Origin of the sequence: Priestia veravalensis (assembly GCF_001457055.1) — a bacterium.
In the GTDB taxonomy this organism is placed as follows: domain Bacteria; phylum Bacillota; class Bacilli; order Bacillales; family Bacillaceae_H; genus Priestia; species Priestia flexa.
This window is the reverse complement of the sequence record NZ_KQ758637.1, coordinates 1-12,425: the sequence shown is the minus strand read 5'-3', so window position 1 is coordinate 12,425 and position 12,425 is coordinate 1. Positions and strand designations below refer to the sequence as shown.

Below are 12,425 nucleotides of genomic sequence, written 5' to 3'. Positions count from 1 at the left end.
TCCTTTCTACCTTATTCTGCATTTACTACTTCTGTTAATTGTTTATCTAAAACTAACTCCCACCATTTTAAAATCGTTGGTTCTTCTGCTAGTGTCATAAAGTTAACATCAACCCCTTTACCTCGAAGAGTTTCTACTAGACTCATCATTCGAATAGAATCTAAGCCTCTGTCAATGAGGTTTTCATCTTCTTTAATTTCTGAAGTAGATTCTTCTAATAACTTAGCGACCTCTTCCTTTAGTTCATCTAATGTAAAACCTTTAGCAACTAAGCTTGTATTAGCTTGTAGCTGATCTAGTACTTGAGCCGTAGAAGCGGTAACTGCGCAGCGTTCAGCTGCATATTGTATGGCCATTTTGTGATGCTCTAATGAAAAGTCAGCTATAGCATCTGCTACCAAGAAGGATTGAATATCTTCCATAAATGCTTCATTTGCTGTTGTTAAGCAACCGATATGCGCGTAAACCCCTGTAATAATTAATTGATTTCTATCTTGTTGCTTCATGATTTCTTTTAATTTTGTGCGCTTAAAGGCACTGTATCTCCATTTTGTTAATACCGTATCATTTTCATTTGGGGCTAATTCATCAATAACTTTTGTTTGCGTAGGATCATCTTCAAGTCCAGGCCCCCAGAAATCTGTTAATAACGCTCGGTCTTCTAACTTTTGATTTCCTGGTTGTGCCGTATATACAACTGGAATTCCTAGCTCAATGCACTTTTCCTTTAAAGCTTTAACATGTTCAATCAGTTCAGGAATAGGTGATTCAGAAAGCGTGTAATTATTAAGAAAATATTGTTGCATATCGTGAATTAATAACACGGCTTGGTTTGGATTTACGCTCCAAGAAACTTTATTTTTAGGTAAATTAGATTGTTCAGGCATTACATATGGTGTGATAGCTGGAATTGCCATCAAATCACTCCTTCATTTTTAATTTGGTTTTTGATTAGTTAACTGTCTTCATTAATTGGTCTGCAATCTGTTGGCGCAGTTTATTTTTGCTGACTTTGCCTAATGGTGTGTATGGAAATTCTTCAACAAATTCAATTCGATCGGGAATTTTAAAAGTTGCTAAGCCACGCTTCTTTAAAAAACTTTTCAGCTCATTGCTTGCGATTGTGGAATGCGGGCGACGAATCACAAACGCGCAAGATCGCTCTCCTAAATATTGATCCGGCATGGCTACAATTGCGACATCGTGTATATCTGCATGAGCTAGAAGGTGGTTTTCAACCTCTTCAGCAGCTACCTTTTCACCTCCTCGATTAATTTGATCTTTGTCACGCCCTTCTACCGTTAGATAGCCTTTTGAATCAACGCTTACTAAATCACCTGTACGATAAAAACCATCCGTCGTAAACGCTTTTGCGTTATGTTCTTCAGCTTTATAATATCCACGAATTGTATAAGGTCCTCTTGTTAAAAGATGTCCTACTTTCCCAATCCCTATGTCCTCGTCATTATCATCAACGACACGTATTTCATCATAAGGAGACATAGGCTTTCCTTGAGTGAAAATAATTGTTTCCTCGTCATCATCTAAGCGCGTATAGTTTACTAAGCCTTCTGCCATTCCAAATACTTGTTGTAACAAGCAATCGAACGTAGGCTTTATTCGCCTTGCCACTTCAGCGCTTAGCTTGGCACCTCCTACCTGCATAACTCGTAAACTAGAAAAATCATAATGGCGCGAACTTTTTGCTTCTAACCATACTAAAGCAAGCGGAGGCACCAGTGCCGTAATGGTCACACGTTCTTTTTCAATAAGAGGAAAGGCTTGATCTGGACTCGGTCCTGGTGACAGAACCACTCTTCCTCCTGCATAGAGTGTTCCCAGTACCCCTGGCGAACTCAAAGGAAAATTATGAGCAACAGGAAGAGCACATAAATATACGCTTTTCTCATTCATTCCACATACTTCGTTACTAGTTCTTAAACTATAAATATAATCATCATGCGTTCTAGGTATTAGTTTAGATAGTCCTGTACTTCCACCTGATAGCTGTAAGAATGCTATATCACTCGGTGAAACCTCTAGCTTTTTTTGAATTGGTTTACGATATAGTGTAGATAAATTCACAAATTCTTGAGAGTCGCCAACTACAATGACATGCTTTAAACTAGGAGCGCTTTGCTTAGCTTGACGAGCTAATGATCTATAGTCGAATCCAGCATGCTTATCTGCAATGACATATGCAGTGGCCTCAGCAAACTGACAAAAATAATTAATTTCACTACTGCGATGAGTTGGAAGTGCAAATACAGGCAGTGCACCAATTTTAAACAGGGCAAAACATACTTCAAAGAATTCAATGATGTTTGGAAGTTGAATCACAACCCGATCATTCTTTTTCAGGCCTATTGCTAGGAACCCTGACACCAGCTCATTAACTCGTTTATCTAGCTCTGCATAACTTACGTTCCTTGCACCGCATGTGAGCGCAACGCAATCACCATAAGAGTTTGCACGCTTCTCTAGCATTTCCCCAAACGTTTCTCCCCTCCAGCACCCTTCTTTTCTGTAAAGCTCTTGAAACTCTTTAGGCCACAGTGGGCAATCCTTTAACATCATCATTCCTCCACATTCGATATAAACCGTTCTTCTTCAATTCCCATAGCCTTTAGAACGGTACGAAACTTAGCAGATGTTTCAGCTAGTTCTTCTTCTGGCTTAGATGCCCCAACCACTCCTGCACCGGCAAACAATTTAATTGAGCAGTCTTCAATCTCAGCACAACGAATTGTGACAATCCACTCTCCATCACCATTTTCATCGCACCACCCGACCATACCTGTGAAAAAAGCTCGGTCAAATGGCTCAATTTCATAGATTGATTCTCTAGCTGCTTCTGTTGGCGTACCACAAACAGCTGGAGTTGGATGAAGAGCACTTGCTAATTGGAAAGAAGATGTTGAAGAATTTACTATTTCACCGCGAATTTCTGTAGACAAGTGCCACATCGTTTCCGTATGCATAATGGATGGTTGGCTCGGTACTTCTAGCGTTTTACAATATGGCTTAAGAGCTTCTGCTACTGCCTGTACAACCACTGCGTGCTCATGCAAATCTTTTTCCGATGCTAAAAGCTCTGCTGCCCTTCTTTCATCTTCAACAGGATCTGCACTGCGAGGTCTAGATCCTGCAAGTGGATTAGCCACTATTTTTGGGCCTGCCTTAGAAACTAATAATTCAGGGCTAGCACCAATTAATGTGCGTTCAGGGGAATGATGACTGTCCTTATGACCTTCGTCTTTCAAATTAACAGCGAACGTATAACCTTGATGATTATGCTGTGCTAAACTACTTAACAATGCAGGCACATTCACTTGCTGCGAAGCCATAAGATGCAGTGAACGAGATAATACAATCTTTTGAAGATTTCCGTCTTTTATCTGTGCAATACCTTTCGCTACCCCTTGCTTGTATTGTTCAAGGGAAGGTACGGATTTAATACGGTATGAAACCTCTGCAGCAGATGGTGCTTCATTCTCTACTGGAATATTTTCTGATTCAGATATCTCTACATGCTTAGGTATAATTAACTGAGCGCTGTTTTGATAATCGAATGGTACAGCTCCAACAACAATTGGTTTTGAATGCCCAGCCAATTTTGCATTTATCAATGTATCTGAAATACGATTTGCTAAGCCTTTTAGCTGGTTATCATTGGTATGATCGCGAGGAACTTGCGCAAAAACACCTTTTCCTAAAACAGTATTGCTTGGAGAAGCTAGAAAAAAATCTCCTGGTTGATAATCAGCCAACAGGTGTTTTTCTAAGAGAATCGTTTGATTAGTATTGTTCATAATGTCTATACCTCCATTTGACAGATGACGTTGAATGTTATGCTCCTAAAGTAGCTCCTCCATCTACGCACATGTCGTTCATCGTAATATGACTAGCCTGACTAGAAATTAAAAACAGAACTGCATTCGCAATATCAGAAGGCTTTGCAATTTTTTTCAAAGGGATTCCTACCTTAAAGTTTTCAGGTGTTCCTTGAATGACGGTCTCAGCACCTTTATCGCTATCCCATAAAGACCACTGCATCTCCGTATCTGTAGAGCCTGGTGAAACTAAATTACAACGGATGTTATGCTTGGCTAATTCCAGCCCTAAGCACTTTGTAAACATTGTCGCTGCCGCTTTTGATGCAGCATAAGCAGCCATCGATACTCGAGGTACATGAGCTGCATTTGAACCGATAGTGACGATATTTCCACCTTGCCGCAAAATCATTTTTTTACTTACAGCTTGCGAGACATTAAATACCCCTGTTGAATTCACAGAGAATATATCATTCCAATCCTTTTCTCTAATAGATTCGATTGTATCCATTTTCAATATGCCAGCAACGTTAATAAGAATTTCAATTGGCCCTATCTGTTCTTCAACTAAATCAACTTTTTTATTAACTTCTTTATAATTACTTACGTCGATTTCATATACCGTTACGTCCAAACCTTTAGACTGTAACTCTTCTTTTAGCATTTGTAGTTTTTCTATATTTTTATCTGTTGCAACAACTCTCGCACCAAACTTAGCTAATTTTCGTACAATTTCTTTTCCAATCCCTTGAGCACTGCCTGTTACAAGTGCTACCTTTCCTTTTAATTCCTCAGCTTCCATTTAGGTACTCCCCTGCCTTCCATTACTATAGTTTACTTTGATTTCAATTAATTGATAAAGATTATCGTTATCACTTAAAAAGAGGTAGACTGCTGCCTTTTCATCATTTCTTAAAGCGTAAGAAATGCCTTATTAAACAACGGATGAAAACCTTATTGCTTTGTTAACTAGCGGAAGCAGTACGGAAAGGTGACCTTCATCTTCAAACTCCTTAAATTCAACGTGTAGTCCATACTTCTTGAATCGATTGGAACATTGAAACGCATTATCGTTCATACCGCTTTTATGGTGTTTTTCTAATTCTCCTACGCTAATTAAAACATTAACATTAATTTTTTCTTTTCTTGCTTTTTCTTGAAACTGCTCTTCCAGCTGCGAAAATAACCGTTTATTCCAATGAATCGATGGACTTCCAGCTATATAGGTTTGAAATGTATGAGGCTTTACTAACAATGTGCTAAGAACAAAAAGCCCTCCTAGGGAATGACCAAAAATTGTTTGTTTATTTTGATCTACATGAAAATCTCGATGCATAATAGGTTTTAAGTCTTCCTCAATAAAACGCAAAAAGTTTTCAGCCCCCCCGTGTTTAGGCCACGCCCTTCCAGATGGTGAAATCGGTAACTCTTCATTTGTAGATGGGAATGTAAAGTCATAATATCGCTCTACAGAAAACGGCGTATCAACCGGATAACCGATTCCAACAATAATTGCCGGAACTACGCCCGTTTTTTCTGACCTACCACTTTGCAAACGCATCGCTTCAACAACAGTACCAAAGATGGAGTTTGCATCTAATACATAGATAATTGGATAACCATTCTCAGGCGGTTCACTTGAAGGTTTTGAAACAAAGATTTGATACTCTTTGGCTTCAAACCTTGATTTAACTTGCTTTTGCTCTGCTCCAACAATTACTACTTCTTTTCGTTCAGTTGTGTTCACATAAGCCCTCCTTTTATTTTTTGTTTAAAACTACCAAAAACCATTGAGAAGTGTTATCATTTAAACAAGTCAAATGATAAACATTCTCAATAGTTATGTCAACCATATTTTCTTTTTTTTATAAAATATGGTCTTATTAACCATTTTTATTTAATTAGAAAATTTTTAATAAATAAAGATAAATTCTTCTTGAAATGATCTTTACATAGTTATATACTTGTCAATGCAAGTAATTGATACTGATAATCATTTTCAATTATTGAGGGAGGAGGTGATAAATATACCCAGCACACACGTTATTTTCTTAATATTCAGTATTTAAATTTAAAATTCATTTAAAAAGGGGCAATAAAACGATGAACGTAAAGAAAAAATTATTTTTAGCTAGTATGGCAACTGTTATTAGTATTAACCTGGCCGCTTGTGGTAGCACTGAAACAACTTCACAGTCTGACACAAAGCAAGAAACAAACGCCAAAGATAAAGAAAAAACTGAAGCAAAACAGGAAACAAGAGAAATTACATACCTTGATAAAACCTATACTGTTCCTACAAATGTTAAGAAAATTGCAGCAGCTAGCTTAGAATCCATGGAAGATGCGGCCGTATTAGGAGTAAAACCTGTTGGGACAATTACAGTAGGTGGTGAGCTACCTTCTTATTTAGCTAAAGAGCTACAAGGTGCTGAATCACTAGGAGAAAAAATGCAACCAAACTACGAGACTATCTTAAGCTTAAAACCTGATGTTATTTTCTGGACTTCTAAATCTCCCGAAAATGTTACGCAACAATTAGAAAAACTTGGTCCAACCTTCCCTTATTCTCATATTTCAACAAACTGGGAAGCTAACTTGCGCTTAATGGCCGAGCTTACTGGTAAAGAAGATAAGGCGGAGAAAATCATTTCAGATTATACGAAAAATGCTCAGGAAACAAAAGCGAAAATTGGCGATCAACTAACTGATAAAAAGGTTATCGTAGCTAGAGTACGCAATGGTAATCTTAACCTGTATCCACAGGATGTTTATTTAAATCCTGTACTATACAATGATTTAGGCATTGCTGTTCCAGAAGAAATTAAAAGTGTAAAAGCTCAAGAAATGATCTCAGTAGAACAGATGGCTAAGATGAACCCTGATTATATCTTTTTACAATTCGCCGAGAGCGAAAACGCTAATCAACCTAAAGGACTAGAAGAATTAGAAAACAACCCTATTTGGAAAAGTATGAATGCTGCTAAAAATGATAAAATATTTGTTAATTCTGTAGACCCTCTTGCTCAAGGCGGTACAGCATGGAGTAAAACCAAATTTTTAGAAGCAGCATCAAAAGATTTAACAAAATAACAGGTGTTAACCGATATGACAAAAACAACTTGGTTACCAGTGCTCATTTTAGTAGTGGCTCCTTTATTTGTGGTTGGTTCTCTTATTCTATCAATCCTATATGGTGCCGATAATATTGGAATTAAAACCGTATGGAATGCTATTTTTCATTATGACCAAGCAAACCTGGATCATAATATAATTCTTACTTCGCGCGTACCAAGAGCGGTTGCTGCATTACTTGTAGGAGCATTTTTAGCCATATCGGGTTCCATTATGCAGGGGATGACAAGAAACTATCTTGCATCCCCTTCCATTATGGGGGTTACAGATGGCTCTGCTTTTGTTATTACGCTTTGCATGGTGCTTGCTCCTAGTATGTCTTCTTTAGAAATGGTGTTATTTTCAATCGTTGGTTCTGCTTTAGGAGCTGGAATTGTATTTGGATTCGGGTCTTTACTTCCAAACGGCTTATCTCCTGTTAGATTAGCAATTATCGGTACCGTCATAGGGACCTTTTTAAGTGGTACCTCTGCAGCTATCGCTTCTTATTTTCAAGTTTCTCAAGATATTAGCTTTTGGTATAATACAAAGCTTCATCAAATTGACCCTGCTCTCTTAAAGTTAACGATACCTTTTGGTTTAATTGGACTCCTTTTAGCACTGTCAATTTCAAAATCAATTACAATTCTTTCTCTAGGTGATGAAGTTTCAATTAGTCTAGGTCAACGTACGAAGGCTATTAAATTACTTTCTCTTTTAGCGGTTGTTTGTTTAACAGGAATTGCTGTTGCGCTTGTTGGAAAAGTAGGTTTTGTAGGATTGATTATTCCACACATCACCCGCTTTTTAGTCGGCATTGATTATAAATGGGTAATACCTTGTGCAGGTGTAATCGGAGGTGTCTTTCTAGTAGTATCTGACATTATCAGCCGGTTTATTAACTCCCCATTTGAAACACCAGTGGGCGTAATTACATCTCTTATCGGTGTACCATTCTTTCTTTATTTAATTCGAACACGAGGAGGAGAAAAGCATGCTTAATACTCCTCAGCAAAAATATATTGCAACGCTATTTATCATCACCATTCTAATTTTTATTTCTGCGTATTTCAGTATAAGCAGTGGTTTATTTAACATGAATATCTGGGATATTATAAAAACAATTTTGCGCATTGATCCAAATCCAGATTACGATTTAGTTATCTTCGACTTTAGACTTCCTCGGATTGTCATTGCGCTCTTAGTAGGAATTGGATTGGGGATTGCAGGAACAGTTGTTCAAGGGATAACTCGAAACGGATTAGCAGAGCCAGGTATTTTGGGCATCAATGCTGGCGCTGGAACCGCCATCGTTATTTTTATGCTTATCTTTCAGTTTCAAACTGCTGCAACAGGGTGGCTTGCTATCATGATGATGCCTCTTTTTGGACTGGCTGGTGGTTTACTAGCCGCTTTCTTAATTTATACATTCGCTTGGAAAGACGGCGAACTTGATGTGTCTCGCCTTCTACTAACAGGAATTGCAATTGGTTCTGCTTTCGGATCTTTATCTTTATATTTATCGTTAAAGATGAAGGCAACTGATTTTGAAATGGCAGCTGTTTGGGTTTCAGGAAGCATCTATGATGCTAACTGGATATATATTTCAGCTATGCTACCTTGGCTTATTCTTTTCATACCCATCATCTATAAAAAAGCGTACTTACTTGATTTATTTCAACTGGAAGAAACAAGTGTTAAAAGCTTAGGAGTATCTGTTCAAAAAGAGAAATCCATTTTACTCATCACCAGTATTGGATTAGTAAGCGCCTGCGTAGCTGTTTCAGGTAGTATTGGTTTCGTTGGGCTTATCGCTCCTCATATCGCTAAACGCCTGGTAGGCATTGATCATCGCTATGTTTTACCAGTTAGTGGCGCAATCGGTGCGTTATTGGTTATGTTCTCAGACTTTATTGGAAAAACCGTATTTGCCCCAGCTGAGCTTGCAGTAGGAATCGTCATTTCCATTATCGGCGTCCCTTATTTTCTGTATCTATTATTAAAAGCAAAAGCTTAGAAGGAGAGATTACTTATGAGCATTCTCCGCGTAGAAGATTTAGAAACTTGCTACGACAAATCACCTATCTTTCAAAACTTAAATCTAGACATACAAGAAGGAAAGATTACAACAATTATTGGACCAAACGGCTGTGGGAAATCAACGTTATTAAAAACAATTGGACGAATTTTAAAGCAAACAAACGGAAAAGTGTATCTACAAGAAAAAGACTTAGCAACGATCCATACAAAGGAGATTGCTAAGCATCTTGCTTTACTTCCACAGCACCCAACAGCTCCAGGGCAGTTAAAAGTGGAAGAGCTGATTTCATACGGAAGATATCCGCATCGTAAAAATGTAAATAAACTTACAAAACAAGATCAAGAATTAATTAATTGGGCCATGGATATTACCAATGTTTCGGATTTTAAGAACCGACAAATTGCTAATCTATCGGGTGGGCAGCGCCAAAAGGTTTGGCTTGCAATGGCTTTAGCTCAAGAAACGGATATTCTACTATTAGATGAACCGACTACGTTTCTTGACATGTCTCATCAGCTTGAAGTTCTTCAAATTGTTGAAGAACTCAATGTAGAAAAGCATTGTACAGTTGTAATGGTGCTGCATGATATTAATCATGCAGCACGCTTCTCTGATGAAATCATCGCAATGAAACAAGGAAAGCTAATAAACGTAGGAAAACCTACTGAAATCATTACACCTGAAACACTTAAAACAGTTTTTGAAATCGAAGCACGCGTAATGGTGGACCCATATACTGGAGCTCCTGTTTGCTTTAGCTATGATAGCTTATCATCTAAAAAGCCTACTTTAGATATGTACGTCACAAACTGAATGAGGAGATTTCTATGAGCAATTCTACTTATCAACCAAACTCTAGTACGGAATCTTGGTCCATTACTTCTAAGGTAGATCAAACACAATATGAAATTGTGATTTCAAAACCCCTACAGCCTCCTCCACCTACAGGCTATCCAGTAATTTACGTATTAGATGGAAATGCTTTTTTCCAAACGGTTAAAGATGCCGTTCGTTTGCAGGCTAGAAAAAGTGAGAAAACAGGGGTATCTCCTGCTGTTGTAGTAGGAGTTGGTTATGCAACGGACCAAGATTTTGATACCGCTAACCGCTTGTATCATTTCACTCCTACTTCGAGAAGAAGTATAGATGCGGGAAAATCAGGTGGGGCTAAAAATTTTTTAGCATTCATTGAAGAGGAACTAAAACCACAAATTGAAAAGACTTTTTCTATAAATGTCTTGCATCAAACTTTATTCGGACATTCTTTAGGAGGATTATTTGCTTTATATACGCTGTTTATTAAAGCTACAGCTTTCCAATATTACATAGCAATTAGCCCTTCTATCTGGTGGGATAACCGCTATATCCTAACAAGAGTAGAACCATTTATGACAAATCTTCACAAACAAAAAAACAGGCTGAATCTATTTTTAGCAGTGGGCTCTAGAGAAACTGACTTTATGATTTCTGATTCAAGTGAACTATTTCATACGTTATTTCCCGCTACAAGCAGCAACCTTAACGTAACGTATTATAAAGCTGATGAAGAGAATCATATTTCAATGGTTCCCTCGGTTGTTAGCCGCGTGTTAAGATTTATATCAAACAGCTAAATATGAACAGTCTTTATTTCTAGTAAATAAAGACTGTTCTCGATTATACTTGTTTAAACAAGTATTTAAGAAATACTGTTTTTGAAGGATATAAAATAATACAAACCTCTAGTCCCAACAATCATTAAACTACTTTTATCACTGTACCTTTATGTCCTCCTCAACAGATTTGACTGACTAAAAATTTTCAAGGAGTATATAAACCATGTCAACAGACGAATATTTACTTTTTTTAAAACAGAACGGTTATCACATAACAAACCAAAGACGCGTCTTAATCTCTTTTTTTTGTGACCGCCAAGATGCCGAGCTGTCTGCTCAGCAAGTTATTGATCACTTGAAGAATACAAATAAAAGAATCAGCTTCGATACGGTTTATAAGAACTTATCTTTATTTGTAGAGTTAGGATTCTTAAACTGTAGAGAAGATGAAACAACAAAGACATTTTCATTGAATATAGTTGACTCTCCTGTTTACTACTGAGAGAAGTTACTACATTTACTCAATACAAAGAGCAAAAGGGTTCGCAACCATGAACACTTTTGCTCTTTTTCTTATTATTCTTGGCTTAATTCTATCGCTTGCTTAAGGTCATCAATAATGTCGTCAATCGCTTCCGTTCCATTTGATAAACGAATTAACCCTGGCGTTACCCCGCTTGCTATCTGTTCTTCAAGTGTTAGCTGTTGATGCGTCGTACTCGCTGGATGAATAATTAATGACTTGGAATCTCCTACGTTCGCTAAATGAGAAAATAGCTGAACCGAATCAATAAGCTTTTGACCCGCTTTTTTTCCAATCAAACTTGCCGCTGTCCACAATGACACCACCGATTGTTTCTGCGAAAATGGCTTTTGTTTTATCCGTAATGGCATGCTCAAAATTGCTAGCGTCACTAGCATCTACAAAATGCACCTTGATGCCAAGCTTCCCTAACGTATGGGCGAATAGATTGTACGTTCCTCCGTAAATACTGGATGACGACACAATTTCATCGCCCGCTGACGCAATGTTTAAGATTGAAAACGTAATTGCCGACTGACCGGATGCTACCGCGAGCGCTCCCGTTCCTTTTTCCAGTAGCGCTATTCGCTTTTCAAACACGTCCGTAGTTGGATTCATAATGCGGCTGTAAATATTTCCTTCACTCTGTAAGCTGAACAAACTTGCTGCGTGTTCACTATCATGAAACACATACGAAGACGTTTGGTAAATTGGGACTGTTCTTGATAACGTCGTCGGATCAACTTCCTGCCCTCCGTGAATAGCTACTGTTTCAGGCTTCAATTCTCTTTTTTGTGTCATAATGCTTTCTCCCTTGTCTTGGTTTTAACATAAGAACATTCTTTTACATAAATGCACAAAATCCTTTTTATTTTTACAACAAGGCAAATTATTTTTTCTATACCATTTTTTAGTTCACAAAAATGAATTGAATGATTTGCTACAATAAATCAGCTTAAACTGATATACCAAGTTTTACTGATAATGAGCATTTTTCGATACAAATATTTCCATTCGATTAGAAATGATAGGTACCCTATGCCACTTGGAGCTCATTTTTAATTTGCTCAAGTGACGTTCCATTTGTGGTTTCACGATACACAAACTCAATGATACTGCCGATTTTTTGTTTTCTTATGCACTGAATGGCTAGGTTAAAGGCAGCCTTTCTAAGGTACATCGCAAAAACATAGGTGAACTGGACAATGGTCCAAAAACGCTTAATCGCTCGTTCACTCCGGACTTGATAACCGTTAAAGCCAACCATGCCTTTGACCTGTTTAAAGTAGGTCTCGATGCTCCAGCGTTGACTGTAATAC

General features: G+C 37.7%; 13 protein-coding genes and 1 pseudogene. 6 read left to right on the top strand and 8 right to left on the bottom strand.

The features are described from left to right. Positions 1-11: 11 nt before the first annotated feature. The 5 genes from AS180_RS06925 to AS180_RS06905 form a co-directional block, all read right to left on the bottom strand. The gene (locus tag AS180_RS06925; RefSeq protein WP_025909661.1) at positions 12-917 is read right to left on the bottom strand and encodes an isochorismatase family protein; all 906 of its coding nucleotides are present in this window, start codon (positions 915-917) and stop codon (positions 12-14) included. Between the two features lie 34 nt (positions 918-951). Then, on the bottom strand, positions 952-2,574 hold the full coding sequence (locus AS180_RS06920; protein WP_025909660.1) for a (2,3-dihydroxybenzoyl)adenylate synthase: 1,623 nt from the start codon (positions 2,572-2,574) through the stop codon (positions 952-954). Between the two features lie 2 nt (positions 2,575-2,576). Beyond that, a complete protein-coding gene (dhbC, locus tag AS180_RS06915) occupies positions 2,577-3,812 on the bottom strand; it encodes an isochorismate synthase DhbC (RefSeq protein ID WP_025909659.1) in 1,236 nt (411 codons plus the stop codon). 37 nt (positions 3,813-3,849) lie between these two features. Then, complete coding sequence (locus tag AS180_RS06910; protein WP_025909658.1) at positions 3,850-4,635, bottom strand: 2,3-dihydro-2,3-dihydroxybenzoate dehydrogenase; 786 nt, start codon at positions 4,633-4,635, stop codon at positions 3,850-3,852. A gap of 132 nt (positions 4,636-4,767) precedes the next feature. Beyond that, complete coding sequence (locus AS180_RS06905) at positions 4,768-5,580, bottom strand: alpha/beta hydrolase (protein WP_025909657.1); 813 nt, start codon at positions 5,578-5,580, stop codon at positions 4,768-4,770. Positions 5,581-5,936: 356 nt separating this feature from the next. Between AS180_RS06905 and AS180_RS06900 the strand changes: the two genes are divergently transcribed. The 6 genes from AS180_RS06900 (at position 5,937) to AS180_RS06875 (ending at position 11,085) form a co-directional block, all read left to right on the top strand. After that, positions 5,937-6,926: an ABC transporter substrate-binding protein gene (locus AS180_RS06900; protein ID WP_025909656.1), complete on the top strand. Its 990-nt coding sequence runs from the start codon at positions 5,937-5,939 to the stop codon at positions 6,924-6,926. 15 nt (positions 6,927-6,941) lie between these two features. Then, the gene (locus AS180_RS06895) at positions 6,942-7,949 is read left to right on the top strand and encodes a FecCD family ABC transporter permease (protein WP_025909655.1); all 1,008 of its coding nucleotides are present in this window, start codon (positions 6,942-6,944) and stop codon (positions 7,947-7,949) included. Beyond that, positions 7,942-8,964: a FecCD family ABC transporter permease gene (locus AS180_RS06890; protein ID WP_062686594.1), complete on the top strand. Its 1,023-nt coding sequence runs from the start codon at positions 7,942-7,944 to the stop codon at positions 8,962-8,964. Before AS180_RS06895 ends, AS180_RS06890 begins: the two co-directional genes overlap by 8 nt. Positions 8,965-8,979: 15 nt before the next feature. Further along, a complete protein-coding gene (locus AS180_RS06885) occupies positions 8,980-9,801 on the top strand; it encodes an ABC transporter ATP-binding protein (protein WP_025909653.1) in 822 nt (273 codons plus the stop codon). A gap of 14 nt (positions 9,802-9,815) precedes the next feature. Then, a complete protein-coding gene (locus AS180_RS06880; protein WP_035320619.1) occupies positions 9,816-10,601 on the top strand; it encodes an alpha/beta hydrolase in 786 nt (261 codons plus the stop codon). Positions 10,602-10,806: 205 nt separating this feature from the next. Beyond that, complete coding sequence (locus AS180_RS06875; RefSeq protein WP_025909651.1) at positions 10,807-11,085, top strand: Fur family transcriptional regulator; 279 nt, start codon at positions 10,807-10,809, stop codon at positions 11,083-11,085. Positions 11,086-11,159: 74 nt separating this feature from the next. Here the strand turns inward: AS180_RS06875 and AS180_RS23820 are convergent, their stop codons facing one another. The 3 genes and pseudogenes from AS180_RS23820 to AS180_RS23150 form a co-directional block, all read right to left on the bottom strand. Then, complete coding sequence (locus AS180_RS23820; RefSeq protein WP_051567129.1) at positions 11,160-11,405, bottom strand: PLP-dependent transferase; 246 nt, start codon at positions 11,403-11,405, stop codon at positions 11,160-11,162. Beyond that, positions 11,371-11,907 (bottom strand): PLP-dependent transferase, encoded by a 537-nt coding sequence (locus AS180_RS06865; protein WP_051567128.1) that lies wholly within the window; start codon positions 11,905-11,907, stop codon positions 11,371-11,373. The genes AS180_RS23820 and AS180_RS06865 overlap by 35 nt, the downstream gene beginning before the upstream one ends. A 235-nt stretch (positions 11,908-12,142) precedes the next feature. Beyond that, positions 12,143-12,425 (bottom strand): annotated as a pseudogene (locus AS180_RS23150) (IS701-like element ISPlan1 family transposase); the annotation flags it as partial.

Excerpts from the sequence above, each read along its gene's own strand:
- AS180_RS06880 (WP_035320619.1), top strand. The coding sequence starts at position 9,816 with ATGAGCAATTCTACTTATCAACCAAACTCTAGTACGGAATCTTGGTCC.
- AS180_RS06875 (WP_025909651.1), top strand. The coding sequence starts at position 10,807 with ATGTCAACAGACGAATATTTACTTTTTTTAAAACAGAACGGTTATCAC.
- AS180_RS06890 (WP_062686594.1), top strand. The coding sequence starts at position 7,942 with ATGCTTAATACTCCTCAGCAAAAATATATTGCAACGCTATTTATCATC.
- AS180_RS06895 (WP_025909655.1), top strand. The coding sequence starts at position 6,942 with ATGACAAAAACAACTTGGTTACCAGTGCTCATTTTAGTAGTGGCTCCT.
- AS180_RS06900 (WP_025909656.1), top strand. The coding sequence starts at position 5,937 with ATGAACGTAAAGAAAAAATTATTTTTAGCTAGTATGGCAACTGTTATT.
- dhbC (WP_025909659.1), bottom strand. The coding sequence starts at position 3,812 with ATGAACAATACTAATCAAACGATTCTCTTAGAAAAACACCTGTTGGCT.
- AS180_RS06865 (WP_051567128.1), bottom strand. The coding sequence starts at position 11,907 with ATGACACAAAAAAGAGAATTGAAGCCTGAAACAGTAGCTATTCACGGA.
- AS180_RS06925 (WP_025909661.1), bottom strand. The coding sequence starts at position 917 with ATGGCAATTCCAGCTATCACACCATATGTAATGCCTGAACAATCTAAT.
- AS180_RS06920 (WP_025909660.1), bottom strand. The coding sequence starts at position 2,574 with ATGTTAAAGGATTGCCCACTGTGGCCTAAAGAGTTTCAAGAGCTTTAC.
- AS180_RS06885 (WP_025909653.1), top strand. The coding sequence starts at position 8,980 with ATGAGCATTCTCCGCGTAGAAGATTTAGAAACTTGCTACGACAAATCA.
- AS180_RS06910 (WP_025909658.1), bottom strand. The coding sequence starts at position 4,635 with ATGGAAGCTGAGGAATTAAAAGGAAAGGTAGCACTTGTAACAGGCAGT.